Genomic DNA, 17,897 nt, shown 5'->3' on the forward strand with positions numbered 1-17,897 from the left:
ATCCGTTGACGGCTTCGTTGCCTACGCGCGCTCGCCCACGTCGCCGTCGCGGCCACCGGCCCCGCCCCTGTCACCGTCGCGGCCGCCGGCCCCCGAGGCTTCACCCATCGCGGCCTGGACCATCACGGCCCCGGTCGCCGGATCCGGTGCACGGGATGCCGCCCGTGCGGCGACGATCGCCCGGCGCCCCGCCGGCACGGTGACCGCCAACCCGATGACGATGAACGTCAGCACACCCGCGGCCACCAGGAGGGTCTCGATCGGCACCCGGTCGGCGAGAGGACCGAAGAACACCATCCCGATCGGCATGGCCACGGCCATGACGATGCCGACGAAACCGAACACGCGGCCCTGCCGCTCGGGTTCGACGGTCTCCTGCAGGAGGGTCATCGACGGGGTCGAGAAGAACGGCACCGCCAACCCGACGAGGAACATGAAGCCGAAGAACACCCACACGTTCGGCGACAGTCCGAGGCCCACCGACAGCCCGCCGAACACCAGCGACGACACCACGATGAGGCCGATCCGGCTCCGCCGTGCGAAGAAGGTGGCGACCACGACGCCGCCCAGAGTCATCCCGATGCTGAAGGCGATCTCGAGCACCGCCAGATTCACGACGTTCTGCTGCTCACCCGCGTCGAACGAGCGCACGAGCATCAGCGGGGTCAGGTTCGACGGGGCGACGGTGAGCAGGAAGATGATCGCGAAGACGATCAGCAGCCACCGCACGAACGCGTGATGGGCGATGTAGCGCACTCCGTCGACGAGGTCGGCGAAGTACGCCGTCGGCGCTCCCTCCGCCCGCCTCACCGCCCGCACCGGGATGACAGCCAGCAAGCCGATCCCGATGACGGCGGTGACGACGTCGATGAAGAAGATCGGGACGAGGGATGCCGCTGAGCCGCCGGTCGCTGCGGACGACCAGGCGTAGATCGCGCCGGCCGCGGCGGGGGCGAGCAGCGCCATCGCCGACTGGATCGACCCGTTGAGGCCGTTGACCCGCATGAGGTGACGCGTCGGGGTGATCTGCGGGATGAGCGCCGACACGGCCGGCATCTGGATCCCGGCGCCGGCGGAGCGGATCGCCAGGGCGAGGAAGACCAACCACAGGTCGTCGTACCCGGTCAGCATGATCAGCGCGAGCCCGAGCGTGGTGGCCGCGATGGCGGCATCCGCCCCCATGATCAGGAATTTCCTGTTGTGCCGGTCGGCCCACACGCCGCCGAAGATCGACACGATCGCCTGCGGCAGGAAGCCGAAGACGGCCGCTAGGGTCATGATGAGCCCCGACTCGTACGTGATCGTGAGGTACCAGAAGACGGCGTATTGCACGAGCATCGAGCCGAAGAGGCTCGCGGTCTGGCCGCTGAGGAAGAAGATGACGTTCTGCGGCCAGCGCGGTGCGTCTGCGGGGTCGGCGGCTGCGTCGGACGTCATCGCCCCTCGATCTGCGCGAGAAGTGCGCGGGCGCCCGCGGCGAGGTCGGCGACCTGCGCGGCGGCATCGGCGGACGAGGAGCCGCGGACATCCAGGTAGAGCTTGAGCTTCGGCTCGGTGCCGCTCGGCCGCACGATGACCCGGGCGCCCTGGGCGAGCCACAGTCTCAGCACATCGCCGGGCGGCAGATCACCGACGCCCTGGCTGAGATCTTCGAAGCGCTCGACGGCGATCGTGCCGATGCGGGCGGGGGGGTCGGCGCGCAGCGCCGCCATCACCCGGTCGATCGCCCCGAGGTCGTCCACCCGCACCGAGATCTGGTCGCTGGCGAAGAAGCCGAAGGTCTCGTCGAATTCGCGCAGCACGTCGGCGAGCGTGCGGCCTTCGGCGCGCGCGTCGGCGACGATGCCGAGCAGGGCGACCGCGGCGGAGATCCCGTCCTTGTCGCGGACGGTCTCGGGGTTGACGAGGTATCCGAGGGCCTCCTCGAAGCCGTAGACGATGCCCGGCGCTCGCGAGATCCACTTGAAACCCGTGAGGGTCGCGTGGAAGTCGAGGCCGTAGTGACGGGCGACGGTTTCGAGGCCGGGAGAGGAAACGAGCGAACACGCGAGGGATGCCGCCGGCTCGCACCCCGCGTCGGCCGCCGCCGCGCGCGCGGCCCGCCACCCGAGCAGCAGCCCCACCTGGTTGCCGGTGAGCCGGCGCCACCCGTCCTCGGCGGTCGGGTCGGGCACGGCCACCGCGAGCCGGTCGGCGTCGGGATCGTTCGCGATGACCAATTCCGCGCCCGCGGCGCGCGCCGTCTCGAAGGCCAGATCCATGGCCCCGGGCTCTTCGGGGTTGGGGAAGGCCACCGTCGGGAAGCGCCCGTCGGGGGCCGTCTGCTGCTCGACGAGGATCGGCGCCGGGTAGCCCGCCGCGGAGAGGATCTTCGACAGCGTCTCCCACCCGACGCCGTGCATCGCGGTGTAGACCCAGCGGAGCCCGGACGCACCCGGCCCGGCCGGCGCGACCCGTGCGGTCGCGGCGATGTAGGCGTCGACGGTGTCCTCGCCGGCGAGCTCCCACCCGTCCGAGCGCGGCAGCTCGTCGACCCGCCGGGTGTCGGCCACGCGCTGGATCTCGGCGGCGATGAGGGCATCGGCGGGCGCGACGATCTGCGATCCGCCGTGCGAGCCTCCGAGGTACACCTTGTAGCCGTTGTCGTTCGGCGGATTATGGCTCGCCGTGACCATGACGCCAGCGTCGGCGCCGAGGTGGCGCACGGCGAAGGCGAGCACGGGGGTGGGAAGGAGCCGGGGGAGGACGACGACGCGCACACCCATGCCCGCCATGATCTCGGCGGAGTCGCGGGCGAAGACGTCGGAGTTCCGACGCCCGTCGTAGCCGATCACGACCAGCGGGGCAGCGCCCGCAGCACCGGCCGCTCCGCCGGCCTGCGCGAGCACGTACGCCCCGAGCCCCGCCGCAGCCTGCGCGACCAGCACCCGGTTCATCCGGTTGCTGCCTGCGCCCAGCTCACCGCGAAGACCCGCCGTGCCGAAGGCGAGGCGTGCGCCGAAGCGGTCGTGCAGCTCGGCGTCCGCTGCGTCGTCGCCCGCCTCGGCGCGCGCGATCAGGCCGTCGAGCTCGGCGCGGGTCTCGTCATCGGGATCCTGGTCGCGCCAGGCGCGTGCCAGCGCGATCACCTCCGGTGCCACCGGTGGGGTCACAGCTTCTCCACCACCCGCGCGAGGAGGGAGGAGATCACCGGCTCGGCGTCACGTCCGGCCTCCAGCACCTCCTCATGGCTGAGAGGCGTGGTCTGGATGCCTGCCGCGAGGTTGGTGATGAGCGAGAAACCGAGGATCTCCATCCCGGCCTGCCGCGCCGCGATCGCCTCGAGCGCCGTGGACATCCCGACGATGTCTCCGCCGATGCGCTCGGCCATCCGGACTTCCGCCGGGGTCTCGTAGTGGGGACCGCGGAACTGGCAGTACACGCCCTCGTCGAGGGTGGGGTCGATCGAGCGCGCGATTTCGCGCAGCCGCGCCGAGTAAAGGTCGGTGAGATCGACGAACGTCGCGCCCTCGAGCGGCGAGGCGGCCGTGAGGTTGATGTGGTCGCTGATGAGCACAGGCTGGCCCGGGCTCCACGACCGGCGGATGCCGCCCGCGCCGTTGGTGAGCACCATGATCCGCGCCCCGGTCGCCGCGGCGGTGCGGACGCTGTGAACGACCCGGCGCACCCCGTGGCCCTCGTAGAAGTGGGTGCGTGCTCCGATGACGAGCACCCGGCGCCCCGCCGGGGTGAGGATGCTGCGGATCGTCCCCACATGACCCTCCAGCGCCGGGCGGCTGAACCCGGTCACCTCGGTGGCGGGGACGGTCGCGACGGTCTCGCCGAGCAGGTCGGCGGCCTTCCCCCACCCGCTGCCGAGGGTGAGGGCGATGTCGTGGTGGGCCACACCCGTGAGGCGGGCGATGTCGTCGGCCGCCTGTGCGGCGACGGCGAACGGATCGGCGTTCGGGTCGTCGAGCGGATGGTCGTGGCGATGATGCATGAGATCACGATACGGACCAGATCCGACACCCTGCCACCGCCCTGCCCCCGGGCAGGGCCCCGCGGCTGTTTGAATGGTCATATGTCGTTGAGCTTCGAGCGGACCCAGAGCGTGGCGATCCTGGGCGGCGGTCCCGGCGGATACGAGGCGGCCCTGGCCGCCGCACAGCTGGGCGCCGAGGTGACCCTCGTCGAACGCGCTGGCGTCGGCGGGTCGGCCGTCATCACCGACGTCGTCCCCTCCAAGACCCTCATCGCCACCGCCGACGCCGCCGTGGCCATCTCGGAGGCCAGTGATCTCGGCGTGCAGCTGTTCGCGCGGGGCGAGAGCGGAAAGCCCCTCAAGCCCGAGATCGCGATCAACCTCGCCGCCGTCAACAAGCGGGTGCTCTCCCTCGCCCGCCAGCAGTCCGACGACATGCGGGCCTCGCTCGTCGAGGCGGGGGTGCGCATCATCTCCGGCCACGGTCGCCTGGAGGGGCGCAACGAGGTCATCGTCTCCACCGACATCGGCGGCACCGATTTCGACCGGGTCGAGGCCGACACCCTCGTCGTCTCGGTCGGCGCGTCGCCCCGTCAGCTTCCGAGCGCCAAGCCCGACGGGCAGCGCATCCTCACCTGGACCCAGCTCTACGGCATGGGCACCCTCCCGGCGCACCTCATCGTCGTGGGGTCGGGGGTCACCGGGGCCGAGTTCGCGTCGGCCTACATGAACCTCGGGGCCCAGGTCACGCTCATCTCCAGCCGCGACCAGGTGCTCCCCGGAGAGGATGCCGACGCCGCGACCGTGCTCGAGAAGGTGTTCAAGCGCGGCGGGATGACGGTGCTGTCACGCTGTCGCGCCGAGAGCGTCGAGAACACCGGCGACGGCGTCCGGGTGACGCTCGGCGACGGCCGCGTGGTGGAGGGGAGTCACTGCCTCATGGCGGTCGGCGCCGTTCCGAACACGGCCGGCATCGGCCTCGAAGAGGCCGGGGTGCAGATGACCGACTCCGGTCACATCCAGGTCAACCGGGTCGCGCGCACGAGCGTGCCGAACATCTACGCCGCGGGCGACTGCACCACCTTCATTCCGCTCGCGTCGGTCGCCTCGATGCAGGGCCGCACCGCCGTGTTCCACGCCCTCGGCGACGTCGTCATCCCGCTCGAGCAGCGCCGCATCACCTCGAACATCTTCACCGCTCCCGAGATCGCCACGGTCGGATTCCAGGAGAAGGATGTCACCTCCGGCGACGCCGACGGACTCGTGCTGAAGCTTCCCCTCTCGGCCAACCCGCGGGCGAAGATGATGGGCGTGCGCGACGGGTTCGTCAAGCTCATCGCCCGCCGCGGGAGCGGCACGGTCATCGGCGGCGTCATCGTCGCCCCGCGTGCCTCGGAGCTGATCTACCCGATCGCGATCGCCGTGGAGCGCCGCCTCACGGTCGATCAGGTCTCGCGGGTGTTCGCGGTCTACCCTTCGCTGTCGGGAAGCATCACCGACGCCGCGCGCGCGATGCACATCGTCGACCGCCCGATGGACGCCGCCCAGGTCTGACCCGGTCGCTGAGCGCGCGGGACGCGTTTCGTCTCGTCGCTTCGCTCCTCGCTCAACGACCGGTGGGTTACGCCACCCTCCTCGGTCGTTGAGCGAGCGCAGGGAGTCGAAACGCTCCTCGCCCAACGACCGGGAGGTCGAAACGCCCCGGCCCGCCTCTAGACTGCCCCCGTGCCGATCAACCCCGCGGCGCGCTCGCTGTCGAGCGCCGACGCCGCTCCCGCAGCATCCGGTCCGATCGATCCCTCGCTGCTGTCGATTCCCGACGGCCAGGTCGATGTCACCGTCGTCCGCGAGATCGACGGACTGAGCTACATCGATCCGGACGACCCGGCGATGCCCTCCTACCGGGTGATCGCCAACAACCGCCAACCTGTGGCGCTGCGCGACATGATGATCCTCCCGGTGCGCACCGGCTACATCGGGCAGGACCGGGTCAAGCCCGACCCCGACCTCGTGCCGCCGACCGGCGCGGAGGCGGTTCCCGACGTCGACGTCGACACCGTGTACCTGCCCGTCCGCGACGGGGTCGCGTCCGCCCTGGTGTACCGCCCGCGAGGCGTCGCCGCGGGCGACGCGCTCGGCGTCATCCTGTACGTCCACGGCGGGGGGTTCACCGTCGGCTCCGCGGCCGACACCGACTACATCACGCGGCGCCTCGCGAAAGACAACGGGGTGATCGTGGTCTCGGCCAACTACCGGCTCGCGCCGGAGTACCCCTTCCCGACTCCGCTCGACGATGTCGCCGACCTCTACGCGTGGCTGCGCACCGACGCGCACCGGCTCGGCGGCGATCCGGCGTGGGTGGCGGTCGCGGGCGACTCGGCGGGATCGAACTTCGCTGCGGCGCTGCCCCTCCTCGCACGCGAGCGCGGGCTCGCCGCCCCCGACGCGGTGCTGATGTACGGCGCGTTCGTGGATTTCGCGCAGGAGCGGTGGCCGTCGTTCCAGGCGCAGGCGCCGCGCGGGATCGTCTACGACAGCGCGTTCTTCGGGTTCATCCGGGGGGCCTATCTGCCCACGACGCCCTGGAACGACCCGCTCGCGAGCCCCATCTACGGCGACCTCACCGGCTACCCGCCCACCTTCCTCGCCACCGGGACCCACGACCCGATCGTCGACTCGGCGAGGGCGTTCGCCGAGGCGCTCGCCGCCGAGGGCGTCGCGGTCGACGGCTACTTCCCCGAGGGGATGCCCCACGGGTTCTACTTCTTCCCCGACGTCCAGGTGCCCGAGGGCGATGTGGCGTTCGAGCGCACGGTGGCATTCCTGGCAAAGCTCCGCGCAGGGTAGCGGGTCCCACCGCGCGCCGTCCCCGTGCGTTCATCCCGGGTTCGGGGCGGACTATTCCGTTCGGGGCGCGATCGTCGCGCCCCGAACGGAGAAATCCGCCCCAAACGCGCCGGACAACGTGCCGGACGCGGGCGGGAGGGAGGGTGGGATGCCGCGGCGCGGCGGGCCGCGCAGGTGCGGCGCTACGCGATCGTCAGCAGCTGGTGCCCGGCCGCGACGGTCGTGCCCGGGTCGGCGTTGATGGCGCCGACGGTGCCGTCCTTGTGCGCCTGGATGGGCTGCTCCATCTTCATGGCCTCGAGCACCACGACGAGGTCGCCCTTGACGACCTGCTGCCCCTCGGTCACGGCGATCTTCACGATCGTCGCCTGCATCGGCGCCTTCACCGCGTCGCCCGAGGCGCCCGCGACGGCTGAGGCGGTGTGCGATCGCCGCGACGGCGGCACCGCTGCCGGCCGACCGGCCGTGTGCGAGGTGGTGGCGACGCGGTCGGGGAGGCTCACTTCGAGGCGCTTGCCGGCGACCTCGACGACGACCGTATGACGGCCCTCGCCGGGGGCGGGGGCGTCGAGCTCGCCGTCCCACGGCGGGATGTCATTGTCGAACTCCGTCTCGATCCACCGCGTGTACACCCCGAACGCGCCGTCCTCGGCGGTGAAGGCGCGGTCGCGCACGACCTTGCGGTGGAACGGCAGGACGGTGGGGAGTCCCGCCACCTCGAACTCGTCGAGGGCGCGCCGGGCGCGTTCGAGCGCCTCGGCGCGGTCGCGGCCGGTGACGATGATCTTCGCCAGCAGCGAGTCGAAGGCCCCCGAGACGCTGTCGCCGGCGGTGACGCCGGAGTCCAGGCGCAGGCCCGGGCCGCCGAAGGTCTTGAAGACGTGGATGGGGCCCGGCTGGGGGAGGAAGCCGCGCCCAGGGTCCTCGCCGTTGATGCGGAACTCGATCGAGTGCCCCACCGGCGCCGGGTCGTCGTAGCCGAGTTCCTCGCCCTCGGCGAGGCGGAACTGCTCGCGCACGAGGTCGAGCCCGGTCACCTCCTCCGAGACGGGGTGCTCCACCTGGAGACGGGTGTTGACTTCGAGGAAGGAGATCGTGCCGTCGGCCCCGATCAGGAACTCGCAGGTCCCCGCGCCGAGGTACCCCACCTCGCGGAGGATCGCCTTGGACGCGTCGTACAGGATGCGGTTCTGCTCGTCGGTGAGGAACGGTGCGGGGGCCTCTTCGACGAGCTTCTGGTGCCGGCGCTGCAGCGAGCAGTCGCGGGTGGAGACCACCACGACGTTGCCGGCGCTGTCGGCGAGGCACTGGGTCTCGACGTGCCGGGGCTTGTCGAGGTACTTCTCCACGAAGCACTCGCCGCGGCCGAAGGCCGCGATCGCCTCGCGGGTCGCCGACTCGAACATCTCGGGCACCTCGTCGAGAGTGCGCGCGACCTTGAGGCCTCGCCCGCCGCCGCCGTACGCGGCCTTGATCGCGATGGGGAGCCCGACCGACTCGGCGAAGGCCACGACCTCGTCGGCGCCGGCGACCGGCCCCGGCGTGCCGGGAGCCAGGGGAGCGCCGACCTTCTCGGCCACGGCGCGTGCGGTGACCTTGTCGCCCAGGGCCTCGATCGCTTCGGGCGACGGCCCGATCCACACCAGGCCCGCCGCGATCACGGCGCGGGCGAAGTCGGCGTTCTCGGCGAGGAATCCGTACCCGGGGTGCACCGCGTCGGCGCCCGAGCGGCGGGCGACCGACAGGATCTTCTCGATCGACAGGTACGTCTCCGCGCTGGTGGTGCCTTCCAGGGCGTAGGCCTCGTCGGCGAGGCGGGCATGGAGGGCGTCGCGGTCCTGGTCGGCGTACACGGCGACGGACGCCTTCCCGGCGTCGCGGGCGGCACGGATGACGCGGACGGCGATCTCGCCGCGGTTTGCGATGAGCACCTTGGCGATTCGAGGCATGATGGCCAGCCTACTCACGCGGATGATCGGTCATTTGACTGGTTCGTACAAGAACCGAGGAGAAACGTGGGCGTCCAACGACAACGCGGCGCGTCACCCGGACGTCGCCCAGAGCGAGGTCCAGCTCACGCCGTGGCGCGTGATGAGCCGTCGCAGGGTCGACAGCGACATCCCGACCACCGTCGACGGGTCGCCCTCGACGCGCTCGATGAAGGGCCCACCCAGGCTGTCGACGGTGAAGGCTCCCGCGACCTGCAGCGGCTCCCCGGTGGCGACGTACGCGTCGATCTCGTCGTCGGTGACGTCGGCGGCGAAGCTCACCGACGCCTCGGCAACGGCGTGCTCTTCGTGTGCGGGCGCACCGGGGGCGAGGCGGAACACGCTGTGTCCCGAGTGCAGCACGCCGGTGCGCCCGCGCATCTCGCGCCACCGCGCGACCGCCACCGCGGGCTCGTAGGGCTTGCCGAGGATCTCGCCGTCGAGCTCGAACATGGAGTCTCCGCCGATCACCAACCCCGTGAACGAGGGATCGTCCGCGACCACGCGCGCCGCGACATCCGCCGCCTTCCGTCGCGCGAGCAGCAGGACGTGCTCCTGCGGGGTGAGCGTGCGGCCCTCTCCGGCCTCGACCGCGGCGATGACCGCTTCCTCGTCGACGTCGGGAGCGAGGGTCTCGGGTTCGATGCCGGCGCTGCGCAGCAGCATGAGACGGGCCGGTGACGTCGAGGCGAGGAGCACGCGCATGACACCACGCTAGCGAGGGCACGTGGCCCGGTCGGTCATAGGCTTGAGGGATGGATGTCGGTGACGAGCTCGATCTCCGCATCGACGACGTCGCCCACGGAGGCGTTTTCGTCGCCCGCCACGGCGCGGGAGAGGGGGAGCGGGGCCGGGTCGTGTTCGTTCCCGACACGCTTCCCGGCGAGGAGGTCCGTGTGCGGCTCGTCGACACATCGAAGAAGGCGTTCTGGCGCGCCGAGGTCGTCGAGGTCGCCCGTGCCTCATCCGATCGACGACCCCACGTCTGGGCCCAGGCCGATCTCGCGACGCCCCCGGCGAACCGCCCCGGCGGCGCCGACTTCGGTCACATCGCACTCGAGACGCAGCGGGCGCTGAAGAAGCGCGTCGTCGAGGACGCTCTTCGCCGCGTCGGGGGCGCCGAGCGCGAGGTCACGATGGCGCCGGCAGGCACCTCGACCCGAGGAGCGGAAACCCCGGATGCCACACGCTGGCGCACGCGCGTGAGCCTTCATGTCGACGCCCGCGGCGCCGTGGGGCCGTACGCCGTGCGCAGTCACCGGGTGGTGCAGGTGACCGAGCTGCCGCTCGCGACGGCCGAGATCGAGGAGGCGCTGGGATCGCTCGGACGCCCCGCACCGGGGAGGGTCGACCTCGTCCAGCCCTCCGACGGGCGGGTGCGCGTCATCCCCCGTCCGGAGCGCACCCGCCGCGGCCCGGCGATCGCGGCCGACCCTTCCGCCCACGAGGTGATCATCGAGCACGTGGGCGAGCGCGCGTTCCGCGTCGATGCGGGCGGCTTCTGGCAGGTTCATCGCCTGGCCGCCGAGACCCTCACCGATGTCGTCACGACGGCACTGAGCCGGTCGGGCGCATTCGACCCCGGCGCCCTGCACCTCGACCTCTACGGCGGTGTCGGGCTCTTCGCGGCGGCTCTCGGTGACCTCGGAGGTCCGCGCACCCGGACGATCAGCGTCGAGTCCGACCGCCGTGCCACCGATCATGCCGTGCGGAACCTCACCGCATGGCCGGCCATGCGCGCCGAGACCGGCCGCGTCGACCGCTGGCTCCCGCGCTTGGCGCAGGGGCTCGGACGCGCCGACGCTGAGGCCCTCGCGCGCGGCACGATCCTCCTCGACCCGCCGCGGGCCGGCGCCGGGCGCGACGTCGTCGACGCCGTCGCGGCGCTCACCCCCGCCGCCGTGGTCTACGTCGCGTGCGACCCCGTCGCGCTCGCGCGGGACCTCCGCACCTTCCGCGACCACGGCTACGACACCGCCGTCGTCGAGGCGATCGACCTCTTCCCCCACTCCCACCACGTCGAAGCGGTGGCGGTGCTCACCGGCGAGGGGCGGCGTGGATAGAGTGCTGACATGACCCGCGTGGCACTCATCGACGATCACGAGTCGGTGCGCCTCGGGCTCGAGGCCGCCTGCGCCCGCGTCGGCGCGCAGACCGTGGTGTTCTCGGGCAGTTCGGTGGCCGCGTACCTCGACTGGCGGGCCTTCAGCGCCTCTTCGCCCGCCGACGTCGTCGTGCTCGATCTCACCCTCGGCGACGGAACGACGGTGTCCGAGAACGTGCGCCGGCTCGTCCGCGACGGCTCGAGCGTCATCATCCACAGCGTCGCCGACCGGCCGGAGGCGGTGCGCGAGGCGCTGCTGGCGGGAGCCGCGGGAATCGTCAGCAAGTCCTCGCGCATCGACGATGTCACCGCCGCCATCGACACGGTGTCCCGCGGCGAGCCGCTCAACAACGTCGAGTGGGCGAGCGCCATTGAAGGGGACCGGGCGTTCGCCGACGCCCAGCTGTCGGCGCGCGAGCGCGACGTCCTGCGCCTGTACGCGGCGGGACTGCCGCTGCGTGCCGTCGCCGAGCGGCTGGGGGTGGCGTACTCCACGGCCAAGGAGAACATCACGCGCGTGCGGGTGAAGTACGTCGAGGTCGGGCGCCCGGCGCCCACCAAACTCGACCTCATGCGCCGCGCGATCGAGGACGGCATCCTGACCCCGCCGGCGGCGGACGGATCGGTCGGCCATGAGCGTCGGCGCTGAGGCGCAGCGCGCGGCGCCCCCCGAGGCCGTCGGGCGCATTCCGCAGGGACCGGAGGGCGCGGCATCCCTCGGCTCCTTCACCCGGCAACGGGTCGAACGCATCCTCACCATCGCGATCGCGCTCGGATGCCTGATCCTCGGCGCCCAGGCCTTCTTCAGCGCACTCAATCCGAGCGACGAGGCCCCCGGGTGGCATTTGCCGCTGATGATCCTCACCTTCGGCCCGCTGGCGGCGATGCTCATCGCGTGCGCGCTCGGGCGGGCGGTGCGGACCTTCGCCGCCCTGTTCTGCGTCTGCTACGTCGTCGCCCTCGCACTCTGGCCCGCAGCCACCGTTGGTCAGCCGTCCGACCCGACCACGCAGCCCTGGATCTGGTACCTCGTGAATGTCGCCACGGTCGCCTCGGTCGTCGTCGTGCCCTTCATGTGGCAGGTGGCGTGGACGCTGATGGTGCCGATGTTCTTCGGCTCGGTCCGCATCCTCCAGACCGACGCCGCGCCCCAGCTGTGGATTCCGCTGGTGCTCGACGTCTCCTTCGCCCTCATCCTCGGGATGATGCTCATCACCCTCGGCCGGGTGTTCCGGCGGATCGCCGCCGACGTCGACGCAGCCCGCACCACTGCTGTCGCCAGCTACGCCCGCGCCGCGGCCGCCAATGCCGCGGAGGAGGAGCGGATCGCCGTGGCCGCTCTCATGCACGACAGCGTGCTGGCCGCCCTCATCGCCAGCGAACGCGCCGACACCGAACGCGAGCGCACCCTTGCTGTGGCGATGGCTCGTGAGGCGCTGACCCGCTTCGCCAACACCGAGCAGGGGGTGGAGGAGGGAAGCGACGAGCCCACCGACGCCGCCGCACTCGCCGACGCCGTCGAACGCGCCGCCGAGAACCTCGGCGCGACTCCCGAGCGCCGTCGTGACATCGACCCGGCCACCCCGCCGTTACCCGGACGTGTCGCCCGCGCCCTCACCCTCGCCGCGACCCAGGCCGTCGCCAACGCCGTGGAGCACGCGCGCGGCGCGGGTCTCGGTATTCGCGTGTCGGGGCGGGCCGACCGGATCGCTGTCACCGTCTCCGACGCCGGGGAGGGGTTCGACCTGCACGCGATCCCCGACGACCGGCTGGGGATCCGAGCGTCGATCGTCGCCCGCGTCGCCGCCGTCGGCGGGATCGCCACCGTCGAACCGACCCCGCAGGGGACCACGGTCACGCTGGAATGGCGGCCGGTGTCGTCATGATCAGCGTCCGCGGCATCCTGCTCGGCCTTGCCTTCGCCTTCACCGCCTACCTCGCAGGGCGAGGGCTCTGGTGGACCGAGGACGTTCAGAACCCGTCGCTCGTGATCGCGGCGCTGCTGCTGTATCTCCCGACGACCTGGCTCTGCATCTTCTGGGAGCCCCGGCTCACCGCCGACGACCCCGTCGACGCCTCGGTGACCGCGGGCGTGCGCGGACCCACGCGCCTGCCGGTGTGGATCGCCCTCCTCGCGATCGCGAACGCGGTCATCGTGCCCGCCGCCATCTCGATGGGGGTCGCCGCCGACATCCGCACCGAACCTTTCGCCACCTGGTATCTCGGCGGCATCGGGGCACTGATGACGATCGTGATGGCCCGTCGCCGCGCGATCTACGCCTGGGTCGGCACCGGAATCCTCGCGCTCCTGTCCTCGCTGTGGATGGGACCGATCGCCGCTCTCCAGCTGGGCCTGGTCGGATCGGTGGTGTGGGTGGTCGTCGCTCAGCTGCTCATCCGCGGGCTCGACCGAGCGGCGCGTGACACCGCGCAGCTCGCCGAGCTGCAGCGGGTGTCGTCGGCCTGGCAGGCCTCGCAGCTCACCCGCCAGCGGGAGCGGCGCATCCAGGTCCAGCGCGCCCTCGCGATCGCCGGACCCCTCCTGACCCGCACCGTGTCCACGGGCGGCCGGCTGACACCCGAGGAGCGGCTGCAGGCACGCCTTGCCGAGGGGCGGCTCCGCGACGACATGCGAGGGCCGCGCCTGCTGGATGACGACGTGCGCACCGAGGTCGAGCGCCTGCGGCGCCGGGGGGCGTCGGTGACGATGCTCGACGAGGGCGGCCTCGACGGCATCGACGAACGCTCGCTCGCGGTGATCCGCGCGGAGCTCGCCGAGACGCTCCGTGCGGCCACCTCGGACCGGCTGTACATCCGCACCTCGCCGCACACGCGCGTGGCGGTCACCGTCGTGGGGCGCTCGGGCACCGACAACGGACTGTCCGACGAGGATGCCGTCGACCTGTGGCGGGAGATCGACCACCCCGGTCGGTGACCTCGCCGCACCGGCTTTCTCCGGGCCTCATCTCCGGGAGGGAGAGGAGGCGAGGGGCGGCGAAGCCGCCCGCCCCTCGCCTGAGCGAACGGTTACCCGAAAACCGTTCGCACAGCCAAACCGCTTGGACCGTCGAAGAGACGACGGGCGGTCGGGCCGAACGCAGAGCGTTCCAGCTCCTCCAGTATGCAAGGTCGGAAACGGTCTGTCTGTAGGTAGTTTGGGGGACAAATCCACTGATCTCGAGCAGGCCTCAGCCCGCGTACCGACCCCACCCGACGTCGCGACGAAGCGGCTGGCGCAGCCCGCGTTGCGAGATCGACCAGGCGCTCCGGCAGACGCGGTCATCGGCGACGGCGCCCGCCGATTCGGCCGCGTACTCCTCGCTGACCACGGCGATGAGCGCGGCGAGCTCCTCCTCGGTGGGTGCCCCGCGGCGCACGTCGATCGCGACGGGGGGCAGGGTCTCGCCGGAGGCGTCACCGGGCCCGCCCGGGGCGCCGTGCGGGTCGCTCGTCGCGTTCACAGCGGGATGTTCCCGTGCTTCTTCGGAGGAAGGCTCGCCCGCTTGCCGCGGAGCGAGCGTAGTGCCTTGGCCACGGCGACGCGCGTCTGCGCGGGCTCGATGATCCCGTCGAGTTCACCGCGCTCCGCGGCGAGGAAGGGCGACGCGACGTTGTAGGTGTATTCGTTGGCGAGGCGAGTGCGCACCGCCGCGACATCCTCGCCTGCGTCCTCGGCGCGCTTGATCTCGCCGCGGTAGAGGATGTTCACCGCGCCCTGACCGCCCATGACCGCGATCTCGGCGGTCGGCCAGGCGAGGTTGACGTCGGCGCCGAGCTGCTTGGAACCCATCACGATGTAGGCGCCGCCGTAGGCCTTGCGCAGGATGACGGTGACGAGCGGCACCGTGGCCTCGGCGTAGGCGTACAGCAGCTTCGCACCGCGACGGATGACGCCCGTCCACTCCTGGTCGGTGCCGGGGAGGTAGCCGGGCACGTCCACAAGGGTGAGGATCGGCACCGAGAAGGCGTCGCAGAAGCGCACGAACCGGCTCGCCTTCTCACCGGCGTCGATGTTCAGGGTCCCCGCCATCTGCGAGGGCTGGTTCGCGATCACCCCGACCGTACGCCCCTCGACCCGGCCGAAGCCGATGACGATGTTGGGGGCGAAGAGGGGCTGCACCTCCAGGAAATCACCGTCGTCGACGAGGTGCGCGATGACCCCGTGGATGTCGTACGGCTGGTTGGCCGAGTCGGGGATGACGGTGTTGAGGCTCCGGTCGGCGTCGGTCGTCTCGAATTCGAACGCCGTCTCGTAGACCGGCAGCTCCGACATGTTGTTGTCGGGGAGGAACCCCAGGAGCGTACGGGCGTAGTCGATCGCATCGTCCTCGTCCTCGGCGAGGTAGTGCGCCACGCCCGATCGGGTGTTGTGCGTGTGCGCGCCGCCGAGTTCTTCCATCCCGACGTCTTCGCCGGTGACAGTCTTGATGACGTCAGGACCGGTGACGAACATCTGGCTGGTCTTGTCGACCATGATGACGAAGTCGGTGAGGGCGGGGGAGTACACCGCGCCACCGGCGGCGGGCCCCATGATGATCGAGATCTGGGGGATCACGCCCGACGCGGCGGTGTTCAGGCGGAAGATCTCGCCGTACTTCCCCAGCGCGACCACGCCCTCCTGGATGCGAGCACCCCCGGAGTCGAGGATCCCGATGATCGGGATGCCGCCGCGAAGGGCGAACTCCATGATCTTGATGATCTTGTCGCCGGCGACCTCGCCGAGCGAACCGCCGAAGGTGGAGAAGTCCTGCGCGTAGACCGCGACCGTCCGGCCGTGGATCGTGCCGGTGCCCGTGACGACGGAGTCGCCGTAGGGGCGGGACTTGTCCATGCCGAAGGCCGTGGTGCGGTGGCGGACGTACTCGTCGAACTCGACGAACGAGCCGGTGTCGACCAGCAGCTCGATGCGTTCGCGGGCGGTGAGCTTGTGCTTGGCGTGCTGCTTCTGCTGCGCCGTCGCCTCGGCGTCGAGAACGGCCTCCTGATAGCGGGCCCGAAGGTCTGCGATCTTGCCGGCGGTCGTGTAGAGGTCGGGCTGATCGGTCACGGGTTCCACCCTATCGGCGGGGGCTGATGAGCCCTTGGAGGGTTCGCACAAGCGGTCGGCGGTTCCGCTGTGTGGCGCGCGACACGCGCTCGCTGCCCCGGGTGCCCGGCTCCGTCCCTCGGTGGTGCCCTTGGCGGGTGTCTCCGCCGCCGTGCTGGGTGTCGTCGCCGCCTTGCTTGGTGTCGCACACGGTGCGGCCACAGCGGCGCCAGGTCGCAGTTTTTAGGACACCGTCTGGGCGACGTCCGAGAAGGTGTCGCCTGCCGCGGTGTTCCACGCAGCTTCTGGGACACGCAGCGGACACGCAGCGCCGGCCGCCCCGCCGCGCAAGCCCCCCGCGCACCCGACCGCCCGCCCATAGGGTGAAGGCATGCCGATCCCCACCGACGGGTATCCCCGCGCCGCCGCCGTCAGCCCTCGCGTCCAGATCACCGAGTCCACCGACTCCACCAACGCCGACGTTCTCGCGGCCGCCGGCGCCGACCCCGCCGGCTGGCCGCACCTGTCGGTCCTCCTCACGACAGACCAGCGCGCGGGGCGCGGCCGCCTCGACCGCAGCTGGACCACCCCGCCCGGCACCGCCCTGGCGATGTCGGTCGTGGTCCGCGTCCCCGAACTCCCGGTCGCCGCGCGCGGATGGATCCCGCTCGTCGCCGGCGCCGCGATGGCACGCGCGGTCGGCGCACAGCTGCGCGGCACGCCCCACTCGGCGACGCTGAAGTGGCCGAACGACGTCCTCATCGACGGCCGCAAAGTCTGCGGCATCCTCGCCGAAGTCGTCCCGGGCGATCCCGACACCGTCGTCGTCGGTGCCGGCGTGAACACGCGGATGACGCGGGCCGACCTCCCCGTCGACACCGCCATCTCCTTCGCCGCCCTCGGTCTCACCTGCGACGACGACCACCTCCTCGCCGATTTCCTCTCCGCTCTCGACGAGCAGCTCACCGCCTTGGTCGTCGGGCGCGGGGATGCCGCGGCATCCGGTGTTTTCGGAGAGGTCAGCGCCCTCTGCTCCACCCTCGGCGCCGAGGTCGCCGTGCAGCTGCCCGACGGCACCCGCCTCACCGGCCGAGCCGCCCGGCTCGACGCCGACGGGCGGCTCGTGGTGGAAGACGCCACCGGCCTCGAGACCGCCGTCTCGGCCGGGGACGTCGTGCACGTGCGCTGACCCGATTCCGAGTGGGAGCGGCGCTCACCGGGTGTGGTGCGCCGGAATGTCGCACCCTGCCCCGACAATGGGTGCATGACGCACCCGACCAGCTTCGCCGGGCGTCCTGCCACTCCCGCACCGGGGGTGCCGGCGCCCGAGCTGCGGATCGCCCGGGTGCGCTCACACGCCAGGAGGCTCTTCTGGTCGGCGCTCATCCTCATCGCCGTCGCCGGCGCGGCCGGTTTCCTCTGGGGGAACCTTCCGGCGCCGTTCGAGAATTGGATGCTGCTGACCGCCGCCGCCGTGGTCGTGTTCCTCCTCGTGCTCCTGCCGTTCCTGGCGTGGTGGAGTCGCGTCTACACGATCACGACGCGACGGGTCATCGAGCGTTCCGGGATCTTCTTTACCCGGCGCCGCGACCTCTCGCACGTGCGGGGATACACGATCGAGGTGCGTCGCGGGATTCTGCAGCGGATGTGGGGGGCCGGGACCCTCACCCTCTCCAACGGCGCCGACGAGCCGCTCCGGATGAAGAACGTCCCCGGCGTGGTGCTCGTGCACGAGGTGCTCGTCGACCAGGTCGAGGTCAACCAGATCCTCGCGCATCGAGATGCGCAGTCCTCGGTGTCGGGGCCCTACCCGCCCGGACCACCGCCGCCCCTGCCGCAGCTCGGCTGAGATCGTCGGGTCCCGCCGGGGGGTGGGGTGTCGGTCGCCGGTGCGCCCGCGACGTCTGCGCGAACCCGCTGACTGCGCGAAGATGGCCACGGCGCGAAAACGGCCACGGCGCGTAGAAG

15 protein-coding genes are annotated in these 17,897 nt (G+C 71.5%); 8 read left to right on the forward strand and 7 right to left on the reverse strand.

The window, feature by feature from the left end; all coding sequences use genetic code 11:
- Window positions 1-21: 21 nt before the first annotated feature.
- The 3 genes from HDC37_RS03120 to HDC37_RS03130 are packed head-to-tail and all read right to left on the reverse strand — an operon-like array spanning window position 22 to window position 3,982.
- Window positions 22-1,437, reverse strand: a complete 1,416-nt coding sequence (locus tag HDC37_RS03120) for an MFS transporter (RefSeq protein ID WP_179558900.1) — start codon at window positions 1,435-1,437, stop codon at window positions 22-24.
- Window positions 1,434-3,140 carry a phospho-sugar mutase gene (locus HDC37_RS03125; RefSeq protein WP_179559109.1) on the reverse strand — a complete coding sequence of 569 codons (1,707 nt, stop codon included), beginning with the start codon at window positions 3,138-3,140 and terminating at the stop codon, window positions 1,434-1,436. The genes HDC37_RS03120 and HDC37_RS03125 overlap by 4 nt, the downstream gene beginning before the upstream one ends.
- Before the next feature lie 8 nt (window positions 3,141-3,148).
- Window positions 3,149-3,982 carry a purine-nucleoside phosphorylase gene (locus tag HDC37_RS03130; RefSeq protein WP_179558901.1) on the reverse strand — a complete coding sequence of 278 codons (834 nt, stop codon included), beginning with the start codon at window positions 3,980-3,982 and terminating at the stop codon, window positions 3,149-3,151.
- 81 nt (window positions 3,983-4,063) lie between these two features.
- Between HDC37_RS03130 and HDC37_RS03135 the strand changes: the two genes are divergently transcribed.
- The gene (locus tag HDC37_RS03135) at window positions 4,064-5,518 is read left to right on the forward strand and encodes an NAD(P)H-quinone dehydrogenase (RefSeq protein ID WP_179558902.1); all 1,455 of its coding nucleotides are present in this window, start codon (window positions 4,064-4,066) and stop codon (window positions 5,516-5,518) included.
- Window positions 5,519-5,689: 171 nt separating this feature from the next.
- Window positions 5,690-6,811 (forward strand): alpha/beta hydrolase, encoded by a 1,122-nt coding sequence (locus tag HDC37_RS03140; protein ID WP_179558903.1) that lies wholly within the window; start codon window positions 5,690-5,692, stop codon window positions 6,809-6,811.
- 182 nt (window positions 6,812-6,993) lie between these two features.
- On the opposite strand, the gene HDC37_RS03145 is transcribed toward HDC37_RS03140, so the two are convergent.
- Both HDC37_RS03145 and HDC37_RS03150 read right to left on the reverse strand, forming a co-directional pair.
- On the reverse strand, window positions 6,994-8,760 hold the full coding sequence (locus HDC37_RS03145) for a biotin carboxylase N-terminal domain-containing protein (RefSeq protein ID WP_179558904.1): 1,767 nt from the start codon (window positions 8,758-8,760) through the stop codon (window positions 6,994-6,996).
- A gap of 93 nt (window positions 8,761-8,853) precedes the next feature.
- Window positions 8,854-9,504, reverse strand: coding sequence for a nucleoside triphosphate pyrophosphatase (locus HDC37_RS03150; RefSeq protein WP_179558905.1), 651 nt, complete (start codon window positions 9,502-9,504; stop codon window positions 8,854-8,856).
- Between the two features lie 50 nt (window positions 9,505-9,554).
- On the opposite strand from HDC37_RS03150, the gene HDC37_RS03155 reads away from it, so the two are divergent.
- Genes HDC37_RS03155 through HDC37_RS03170 form a run of 4 tightly spaced genes read left to right on the forward strand, consistent with a single transcriptional unit; the run spans window position 9,555 to window position 13,838 of the window.
- Entirely contained in the window at window positions 9,555-10,862 is a 1,308-nt protein-coding gene (locus HDC37_RS03155) for a class I SAM-dependent RNA methyltransferase (protein ID WP_179558906.1), read from the forward strand.
- A gap of 9 nt (window positions 10,863-10,871) precedes the next feature.
- Window positions 10,872-11,552 (forward strand): response regulator, encoded by a 681-nt coding sequence (locus HDC37_RS03160; protein WP_179558907.1) that lies wholly within the window; start codon window positions 10,872-10,874, stop codon window positions 11,550-11,552.
- Window positions 11,536-12,789 carry a sensor histidine kinase gene (locus tag HDC37_RS03165; protein WP_179558908.1) on the forward strand — a complete coding sequence of 418 codons (1,254 nt, stop codon included), beginning with the start codon at window positions 11,536-11,538 and terminating at the stop codon, window positions 12,787-12,789. Before HDC37_RS03160 ends, HDC37_RS03165 begins: the two co-directional genes overlap by 17 nt.
- Entirely contained in the window at window positions 12,786-13,838 is a 1,053-nt protein-coding gene (locus HDC37_RS03170) for a hypothetical protein (protein ID WP_179558909.1), read from the forward strand. Before HDC37_RS03165 ends, HDC37_RS03170 begins: the two co-directional genes overlap by 4 nt.
- Window positions 13,839-14,091: 253 nt before the next feature.
- On the opposite strand, the gene HDC37_RS03175 is transcribed toward HDC37_RS03170, so the two are convergent.
- Window positions 14,092-14,364 (reverse strand): acyl-CoA carboxylase subunit epsilon, encoded by a 273-nt coding sequence (locus HDC37_RS03175; RefSeq protein ID WP_308472066.1) that lies wholly within the window; start codon window positions 14,362-14,364, stop codon window positions 14,092-14,094.
- A complete protein-coding gene (locus HDC37_RS03180) occupies window positions 14,361-15,959 on the reverse strand; it encodes an acyl-CoA carboxylase subunit beta (RefSeq protein WP_179558910.1) in 1,599 nt (532 codons plus the stop codon). The genes HDC37_RS03175 and HDC37_RS03180 overlap by 4 nt, the downstream gene beginning before the upstream one ends.
- A gap of 361 nt (window positions 15,960-16,320) precedes the next feature.
- Here HDC37_RS03180 and HDC37_RS03185 point away from each other — a divergent pair, with 361 nt between their 5' ends.
- Window positions 16,321-17,118: a biotin--[acetyl-CoA-carboxylase] ligase gene (locus HDC37_RS03185; RefSeq protein ID WP_179558911.1), complete on the forward strand. Its 798-nt coding sequence runs from the start codon at window positions 16,321-16,323 to the stop codon at window positions 17,116-17,118.
- Window positions 17,119-17,193: 75 nt separating this feature from the next.
- Window positions 17,194-17,778: a PH domain-containing protein gene (locus tag HDC37_RS03190; RefSeq protein ID WP_179558912.1), complete on the forward strand. Its 585-nt coding sequence runs from the start codon at window positions 17,194-17,196 to the stop codon at window positions 17,776-17,778.
- Window positions 17,779-17,897: the final 119 nt, after the last annotated feature.

This window comes from Microbacterium sp. AK009 (assembly GCF_013410955.1).
Lineage (GTDB): Bacteria > Actinomycetota > Actinomycetes > Actinomycetales > Microbacteriaceae > Microbacterium.